Raw genomic sequence first — 8,320 nt, forward strand, 5'->3', positions numbered from 1 at the left:
GTGCAAGAGGAAAATCATGAAAACGATCACGATCGGCGAAGCCTCCCGGAAAAGCGGCGTCAAAGTGCCGACGATCCGCTACTACGAGAGCATCGGCCTCCTGCCGGAGCCGAACCGGAGCGAAGGCAACCAACGTTCCTACGAGCCGGCGGATCTGCGCAGGCTCGCCTTCATCCGTCATGCCCGCGAGCTTGGCTTCGAAGTGGAGGCGATCCGCACCCTCCTGACCCTGCAGGACGACCCGCACCAGTCATGCGCCTCTGCAGACGCGATCGCCAAGGCGCGCCTAATCGAAGTCGAGCAGAGGATCCGAAGCCTGATGGCGCTGAAAGCGGAGCTGGAGCTGATGGTGGAAGGCTGCGGTCACGGCCGCGTCGATCAGTGCCGTGTCATCGAGGTGCTGGCGGATCACGGCCAGTGCAGCCATGCCCATCACTGATGGGGAAGGGAGGCAGAAATACCGCAATGCACAATCCAAAGGCGTTGCGCCTAAAGTTTGTGCGAATTATGATTCTGTTTTTGTTTAGCTTTTCGACCTATAACCCGTCGATCCGCTGCCATTACTTCTTGTGATCTAGTATGACCGGTTTCCAGAAAGCATTTGCTCCGATCGATGCGCCGAACGATGATTTTCAGTCGCTGTTTGCAACCCATCCGTCGCCGATGTGGGTCTACGAACCCGGCAGCCTTCGCTTCCTGATCGTCAACAATGCTGCCGTCGATCTCTACGGCTATTCGCGCCAGGACTACGCGCGCATGACGGTCCTCGACATCAGGCCGGAGCAAGAGCGCAAGCGAATGCGCGATGCCGTGCAGGCCCGTACGGATATGGAGCGTGCGGAGCGCTGGACGCATTTGAAGGCCAATGGCGAAACCCTGGAAGTGCTCACCTACGGACGGGCGGTTCGCTTCGACGGACGGGATGCGATCCTCGCGATCGTGCAGGACCGGACCGAGGTCAACGCAGCCCAAAGGCAGGTGAGCGATACACGCTCAATGCTGGACAGTATCGTCGACAACCTGCCCGTAGGCGTCTTCGTGAAGGACATGGAAGAAGACGGACGCTACATCCTTTTCAACGAAGCGTGTGGGGTCATCGTCGGCCACGATCCAGAAGGTATCATCGGTCAGAGCGACTCCATCATTTTCGAAGAGAAGCAAACGGCGATCTTTCGCGAGCAGGATTCCCGAGCTCTCGGGGCAGGTACAACCATCAGCTTCGAAGAGACGATGCAGCGCGCCGATGGGACGCCGCGGATTCTGCGGACGATCAAGCGGGCTCTGCCCGCACCGGACGGCGGCGTGCCGCGCTATGTCCTGGGCATTTCCCAGGACGTAACCGAGGAGCGATCGGTCGAGGCTCGTCTCGCTTTCATGGCAATGCACGATGCGCTGACGGGCCTGCCGAACCGCGCCTCTTTCGCCGATCATATCCAGCGGGAGGCACCGGTCGCCACGACGGAAAACCCGCTGGCGCTGCTTTACCTCGATGTCGACCACTTCAAGCATATCAATGACAGCAAAGGGCATGCCGCGGGCGATGCGCTGCTATGCCAGGTCGCAGGGCGCCTGATGCAGCTTGTCGCCGATGGCGACCTCGTCGCGCGTCTCGGCGGCGACGAGTTTGCGCTGCTGCTCCGACTGGAGCGACGTGAGAACATTGAACGCTTTGCCGAACGGCTGCTCCGATCGTTATCGGCCCCATTTGATCTTGATGGCGTCGACGAGCATGTCACCTGCAGCATCGGCATTGCGCTTGCGCCGGAGCACGCCGAGGACGACGATGTCCTGATGCGAAACGCGGACCTTGCGCTCTACGCAGCGAAGGAAAGTGGTCGCTCGACCTATCGCTTTTATCTTCCTGAAATGCGCCTCGAAGCCGAGCGCAGGCACATGCTCACGGCCGAGCTTCACGAGGCGCTGCTAAAGGGCCAGTTTGAACTGCACTACCAGCCAATCGTGCAACTTGATGACGATGGTCTGGCGGGCTTCGAGGCCTTGATCCGCTGGCGCCATCCCGTACGAGGGCTGGTCCCGCCGATGGAATTCATACCCATCGCCGAGGAGACGGGCCTTATCATTCAGATCGGCGAGTGGGTGCTGCGCGAAGCCTGTCGGGCGGCGGCGGCCTGGCCCGATCACCTCAAGATCGCCGTCAATCTCTCCGTGTGCCAATTTCGCCACAACAGCCTGCTTGCGACCGTTGTTGCGGTACTGGATGAGACCGGTCTCCGTCCTGAACGCCTTGAGATCGAGATCACCGAGTCAGTCTTCCTCGCCGACGTTGAGCAGAGCCTGCCGCTCTTGCGGGCGTTGAAGGAACTCGGCATCCGCATCGCCATTGACGATTTCGGCACCGGTTATTCCTCCTTCAGTTATCTGCGCGCCTTTGCCTTCGACAAGATCAAGCTCGACCGCAGCTTTGTCTCCGGCATCGAAACGGATCCGGGTAACTTGGCGATCGTGCGCGCGGTCGTCGGCATCGGCTCCGGTTTCAACGCGACAACGCTTGCGGAAGGGATCGAGACCGAAGAGCAGTTACGGAAATTGCGCGCCGAAGGCTTCAGCGAAGTACAAGGCTTCCTGCTTGGCACGCCTATGCAGCAGGCCGAGGCGGAGGCCCTGATTTACGGCGGAGCCTCTCCCTTGCTTGCCGCGACCGGCTCCTGAAATCATTACCTCGAAGGTGTCAGCTTTGCTGCGTGGATCGCTGACGGGGCAAGCTCCTGATTTATAAAGCAGTTCTAAGCCGCCTTTTCAACGGCAGCAGCGAAAGGCCGGCGAGCGAGGCAAAGGCTGCGCCGGCGAGAAAGGTTATCTGGTGTCCGCCCCAATCCCAGAGGGCGCCGGCGAGCACGCTCGCGGCGAGAAGGGCGACACCCGCAATCAGGTTGAAGATGCCGAAGGCGGTTCCGCGCAGTTCGGCGGGTGCGGCATCCGCAACAAGGGTCGCCAGCAGGCCCTGTGTAAAGCCCATGTGGAGCCCCCACAGCAGTACTCCAATCCCGAGGCCTGCCAGCCCGGGAAGAAACGCGAGGCTGAGGTCGGCGAGAACGAGAAGCGCCAGCCCGACCATCAGCAGGGTTATCCTGTCGACACGATCCGCCATGACGCCTACCGGATAAGCCGAGAATCCATAGGCAATGTTCATGACGATCAGGACGATCGGAACGAACATGACGGGAAGTCCCATCTGTTGAGCATCAAGGATGAGGAAGGCCTCGCTGAACCGTGCAAGGGTGAAGACAGCAGAGACGGCAACGACCAGCCAGTAGATCACAGGCAGTCGAACGAGTTCCGAGGCTCGGAGCGGCACCCGAGCGCGCCCTTGGTCGGCATGCGGCGGTTCCTTGACGACAAAGAGGATGATCGCGACCGAGCAGAACGCCGGTATGACGGCGATCCAGAAGACCGTCGCATAGTGGTCGGCGGTCCACCACATCAGACCCAAGGCCAGTGCCGGCCCAAGGAAGGCGCCGACCGTGTCCAGCGACTGACGCAGACCGAAACTTGCGCCGCGGATTTCCTTCGGGCTGATGTCGGCTATCAAGGCGTCGCGCGGTGCGCCCCTGATGCCCTTTCCAACGCGGTCCACGAAACGCGCGGTTACGAGCCAGCCCAGCGACGGTGCCAGGGGAAACACTGGCTTTGTCAGCGCGGCCATTCCGTAGCCCAGGGTCACGAGCAGCTTTCGCTTGCCAAGCCAATCGCTGAGCGCTCCGGAAAACACTTTGGTGATGGCGGCGGTCGCCTCGGCAATGCCTTCGATCACGCCGACTGCAAATGCCGAAGTGCCGAGGATGGCAACCATGTACACCGGAAGCAGCGCGTGGATCATCTCGGAGGAGATGTCCATGAACAGCGAAACGAAGCCGAGAGCCCAGACGCCTTTCGGGATCGCCCGCAGGGCTGCGGGTCGCGAGCCGGCAACGTCGACCATATCGAACTACCTTTCACAAACGAACCCGCCAGGGTCTTCTGCTTTCGAAATCTGACGGCGACCTGAAAAAGCGTCCGAAGCCTAGCGTGATATCGTCCTCCTCGTGCGCTCGGACACTTCAGTCTAGCCGCTGCGGGATCAATCGTTACATCTCAATTGTTTGCCGGCAGCGCAAGCAGGCGGAAAATGTTGACATAGCCGATTCACGCGTGGATCATATGGTCCATGGGGTCGCGATCACCCCACGAGGCGCCAGCCGAAGAGTCGCGTCCAACGAAGCCGCTAAAACGGAGGACGCGCGATGCCGTCATTCACCGAAATCTCAGCCGACAAACTGAACCGCCTCATCGGCACGCCGGGTGCGCCTGTCTTGATCGATGTGCGCAATGACGAGGACTTTTCCGCCGATCCTCGTCTCATTCCCGGATCGATCCGCAAGCCATTCAAGGATGTGGAGGAGTGGGGTGCCGAAACCCACGGCCCGGCCGTCATTGTCTGCCACCACGGCGCCAAGCTTAGCCACGGCGTTGCCGCGCATCTTCGCGTCATGGGTACGCAGGCCGAAACACTGGAAGGCGGGTTCGAGGCATGGATCAAGGCAGGCGGTCTCGCCGTGCCGGACGATAAGCTGCCGCCGCGGGACGCGAAGGGGCGGACGGTTTGGGTCACGCGCGCGCGCCCGAAGATCGACCGTATCGCCTGCCCCTGGTTGATCCGCCGCTTCGTCGATCCATCGGCTGTCTTCCTGTTCGTTCCGACCGCTGAAGTGCTGATGGTCGCCGACCGGTTCGGCGCAACACCGTTCGACATCGAGGATGTCTTCTGGAGCCATCGTGGCGAGCGTTGCTCCTTCGATATCATGCTGGAGGAGTTCACCCTTCAATCCCAGCCGCTCCTCAGGCTTGCGACGATCGTCCGGGCTGCCGACACCGCAAGGCTCGATCTTGCACCCGAAGCAGCGGGATTGCTGGCGGCTTCGCTCGGGCTCTCGCGGATGTTTGCCGATGACCTCGAGCAATTGCAGGCCGGCATGACCCTTTACGATGCCTTCTACCGATGGTGCCGCGACGCGACCGACGAAACGCACAACTGGCCCTCCGCGAAGAAGGGAAGTTAGATGACCAATCTTGCCACGAACAGGCCCGCCGACGACACGACGGGCGGGACGGGTCACGGTGTCTCCTTCGGCGAGGCCTTTCGCGTCTGGTTGCGCGTGGCGGCGTTGAGTTTCGGCGGCCCGGCCGGGCAGATCGCCGTCATGCACAGGATCGTCGTCGACGAAAAGAAGTGGATCGGCGAACACCGTTTTCTGCACGCCCTCAACTACTGCATGCTGTTACCCGGGCCAGAGGCGCAACAGCTCGCCATCTATATTGGCTGGCTCATGCACAGGACGGCAGGAGGCCTTGTGGCCGGCATCCTTTTCGTCTTGCCCGGCTTCCTCTCCATCCTGGCCTTAAGCTACGTCTACGTGATATTTGGCAACGTCGAGGCCGTCGAAGGCATGTTCTTCGGCCTCAAGGCCGCCGTGCTTGCGGTCGTCGTGCAAGCGGTCATTCGGATCGGGGGCAGGGCGCTCAAAAATCCCGCGATGGTCGTTATCGCGCTAGTGGCATTCTTGGCGATATTTGTGCTCCACGTCCCATTCCCGCTCATCATTCTGGCAGCGGCGATAACAGGCTTCCTCGGTTCCAAATCCGGTTCAAGGCTCTTCCAGGTGGGTAATGGCCACAAAACTGCGGCGGGTCACATCCTTGCCGATGTCGACTCCGCGCTTGGTGAGGAAACGCCGGTTCATGCGCGGCCAAACCTGGTGTGGTCGCTTAAGATCTCGGCTGTGTTGCTGGCACTCTGGCTCGGGCCGCTTCTGCTGCTCTACGTTTTCCGTGGCGGAGATGACGTGTTCACGCAGATCGGCATCTTCTTTAGCAAAATGGCCGTGGTGACTTTTGGCGGCGCATACGCCGTCCTCGCCTATGTCGCGCAGGAGGCGGTGCAGCACTATGGCTGGCTGCGGCCGACGGAGATGCTAGATGGACTCGGCATGGCCGAGACGACTCCGGGGCCGCTGATCATGGTTCTACAGTTCGTCGGGTTCATGGGCGCCTATCGCGACCCGGCTGGCCTCGATCCGATGACCGCAGCCACGCTGGCGGCGATGCTGACGACCTGGGTCACGTTCGTGCCGTGCTTCCTCTGGATTTTTCTCGGTGCGCCTTTCATTGAAAAGCTCAGGGGAAATGCGGCGCTCGCAAGTGCAATGTCGGCGATCACCGCTGCCGTGGTGGGTGTGATACTGAACCTCGCCATCTGGTTCGGTCTGCACTTTCTATTTGTCGAGGCTCGCGTCCATCAGTTCGGTCCACTATGGGTCGAACTGCCGGTCTGGTCGTCGCTCGCCCTGCCGTCGCTGGCTCTCAGCCTTGCCGCAGCGGTTGCGATCTTCCGGTTCAGGATGTCGGTGATCCCCACACTGCTTGGATGTGCTGCTGCCGGAATGGCGTGGAGGCTGATCGCGTCGTTCTGATCGAGCCGCGCTTCGAACCAGGGCGGCGCGAGTGATGAAACTTGCTTCCTCTTGCGCCGGACCCCAATCCTTTCTATATCCTCGCCAACGAAAGTCCGGCGGCCGATCCCGCTCTGACGCAGGAAATCCGCCGGCTCAGATGGGCGGACCGCAACAAGCTTAGAATTGGCAGCCACCTGTGAATACACTGGATTTTGACAAGAGGCCGGAAGATACCCGCGTTGTCGTCGCCATGTCCGGCGGCGTCGATAGCTCCGTGGTGGCAGGCATTCTCAAGCGCCAGGGCTATGACGTGCTCGGCATTACGCTGCAGCTTTACGACCACGGCGCGGCCGTTCACCGTGCCGGTTCCTGCTGCGCCGGCCAGGATATCGACGATGCGCGTCGCGTTTGCGAAACGCTCGGTATTCCTCACTATGTCCTGGATTACGAAAAGCGCTTCCGGGATACGGTGATCAACCCCTTCATGGAAAGCTATGTGGCCGGCGAGACGCCGATCCCCTGCGTCTCGTGCAACCAGACGGTCAAGTTCGCGGATCTCCTGGCAACGGCCAAGGAGCTTGGCGCCGACGCGCTGGCGACTGGCCACTACATTCGCTCCCGCGCCAATCCGGCCCCCGGCAATCCCGGTCGCCGCGCCCTTTATCGCCCTGCTGATGCCGATCGCGACCAAAGCTACTTCCTCTTCGCGACGACGCAGGAACAGATCGATTACCTGCGCTTTCCGCTCGGCGGTCTGCCCAAGGCAGAAACCCGCAAGCTTGCCGAAGAGATGGGGCTTGTCGTCGCCAAGAAGGCCGACAGCCAGGACATCTGTTTCGTGCCGCAGGGCAAATATTCCGACATCATCAACAAGCTGAAGCCGAATGCGGCACTCGCAGGCGAGATCGTCCATCTCGACGGCCGCGTGCTGGGCCAGCATGAAGGCATCCTGCACTACACGATCGGCCAGCGCCGCGGCATCGGCGTCGCCACCGGCGAGCCGCTCTATGTCGTCTATCTCGATGCCCGCTCGCGCCGGGTCATTGTCGGGCCGAAGGAGGCGCTGGAGACGCACCGCGTCTATTTGCGGGATGTCAACTGGCTGGGTGACGAGCCGCTTGTCGAGGCGGCTTCGGGCGAGGGCTTCGTGTGCTTTGCCAAGGTTCGCTCGACGCGCGCGCCGACGCCTGCCGTCCTGCATGCCGATGCGACCGGCATCTATGTCGACCTCGCGGTTGGCGAGGCTGGCGTTGCGCCGGGCCAGGCCTGTGCGCTCTATTCGTCACCCGGCGACGACGCCCGCGTGTATGGCGGTGGTTTCATCGAACGCTCCGAGCGCGAACCGGCGGCGGAAGCTTCGCTGAAGGCGCTGTTGGCCAGCCCGGTCGCGGCCTGAAAAAGCCTGTGGCATTTTCTCGATCATGCGCTTGACACAAAGCCGAAGCGCACCTTATAAGCCGCTCATCCCACGGGCCGAGCGCATCGCGAACGGCACCGTTGACCAGTGGCGGAGTAGCTCAGTAGGTCAGAGCAGAGGAATCATAATCCTTGTGTCGGGGGTTCAAATCCCTCCTCCGCTACCAGTCAAATGATTGTCCGACCCGGACACATAGGTCACAATCGGTACCTAAGACATCGGTGACAACCTCGTGCCGAACGGGTTGTCGATTGTTTGCAATGTCCTCTGTTCGAGGTCGATATATCCGAGATCATAGCGCGGGAAGCTGACGAGCCAAATGCCGNCGTCGACTTCTTGAGGCCNAGCTTCTGGCCGGCCATGACGGTTGAGATGTTGATCTTCTTGCGATGGATGCACAGACGGCCGCAATTGGTGACGATGGCATCGCGGTCGTGGAAGGGGTAGCTGATCT

6 protein-coding genes and 1 tRNA gene are annotated in these 8,320 nt (G+C 61.2%); 6 read left to right on the forward strand and 1 reads right to left on the reverse strand.

Going from position 1 to position 8,320, the window contains the following annotated elements:
- Positions 1-16 precede the first annotated feature (16 nt).
- Both RHIBUN_RS0120015 and RHIBUN_RS0120020 read left to right on the forward strand, forming a co-directional pair.
- Positions 17-439 carry a helix-turn-helix domain-containing protein gene (locus RHIBUN_RS0120015; protein WP_018859225.1) on the forward strand — a complete coding sequence of 141 codons (423 nt, stop codon included), beginning with the start codon at positions 17-19 and terminating at the stop codon, positions 437-439.
- Between the two features lie 140 nt (positions 440-579).
- Complete coding sequence (locus RHIBUN_RS0120020; protein WP_025660923.1) at positions 580-2,670, forward strand: bifunctional diguanylate cyclase/phosphodiesterase; 2,091 nt, start codon at positions 580-582, stop codon at positions 2,668-2,670.
- Between the two features lie 61 nt (positions 2,671-2,731).
- Here the strand turns inward: RHIBUN_RS0120020 and RHIBUN_RS0120025 are convergent, their stop codons facing one another.
- Entirely contained in the window at positions 2,732-3,940 is a 1,209-nt protein-coding gene (locus RHIBUN_RS0120025) for an MFS transporter (protein WP_025660924.1), read from the reverse strand.
- Between the two features lie 301 nt (positions 3,941-4,241).
- Here RHIBUN_RS0120025 and RHIBUN_RS0120030 point away from each other — a divergent pair, with 301 nt between their 5' ends.
- The 4 genes from RHIBUN_RS0120030 (at position 4,242) to RHIBUN_RS0120050 (ending at position 8,032) form a co-directional block, all read left to right on the forward strand.
- The gene (locus RHIBUN_RS0120030) at positions 4,242-5,057 is read left to right on the forward strand and encodes a sulfurtransferase/chromate resistance protein (RefSeq protein WP_025660925.1); all 816 of its coding nucleotides are present in this window, start codon (positions 4,242-4,244) and stop codon (positions 5,055-5,057) included.
- Entirely contained in the window at positions 5,058-6,467 is a 1,410-nt protein-coding gene (chrA, locus tag RHIBUN_RS0120035) for a chromate efflux transporter (protein WP_025660926.1), read from the forward strand. It abuts the gene before it with no gap.
- Between the two features lie 178 nt (positions 6,468-6,645).
- Positions 6,646-7,845 (forward strand): tRNA 2-thiouridine(34) synthase MnmA, encoded by a 1,200-nt coding sequence (gene mnmA, locus RHIBUN_RS0120045; protein ID WP_018116390.1) that lies wholly within the window; start codon positions 6,646-6,648, stop codon positions 7,843-7,845.
- A 110-nt stretch (positions 7,846-7,955) separates the two neighbouring features.
- Positions 7,956-8,032: transfer RNA gene (locus RHIBUN_RS0120050), tRNA-Met, on the forward strand.
- Positions 8,033-8,320 lie beyond the last annotated feature (288 nt).

This window comes from Rhizobium sp. IBUN, assembly GCF_000510625.1.
GTDB lineage: Bacteria > Pseudomonadota > Alphaproteobacteria > Rhizobiales > Rhizobiaceae > Rhizobium > Rhizobium altiplani.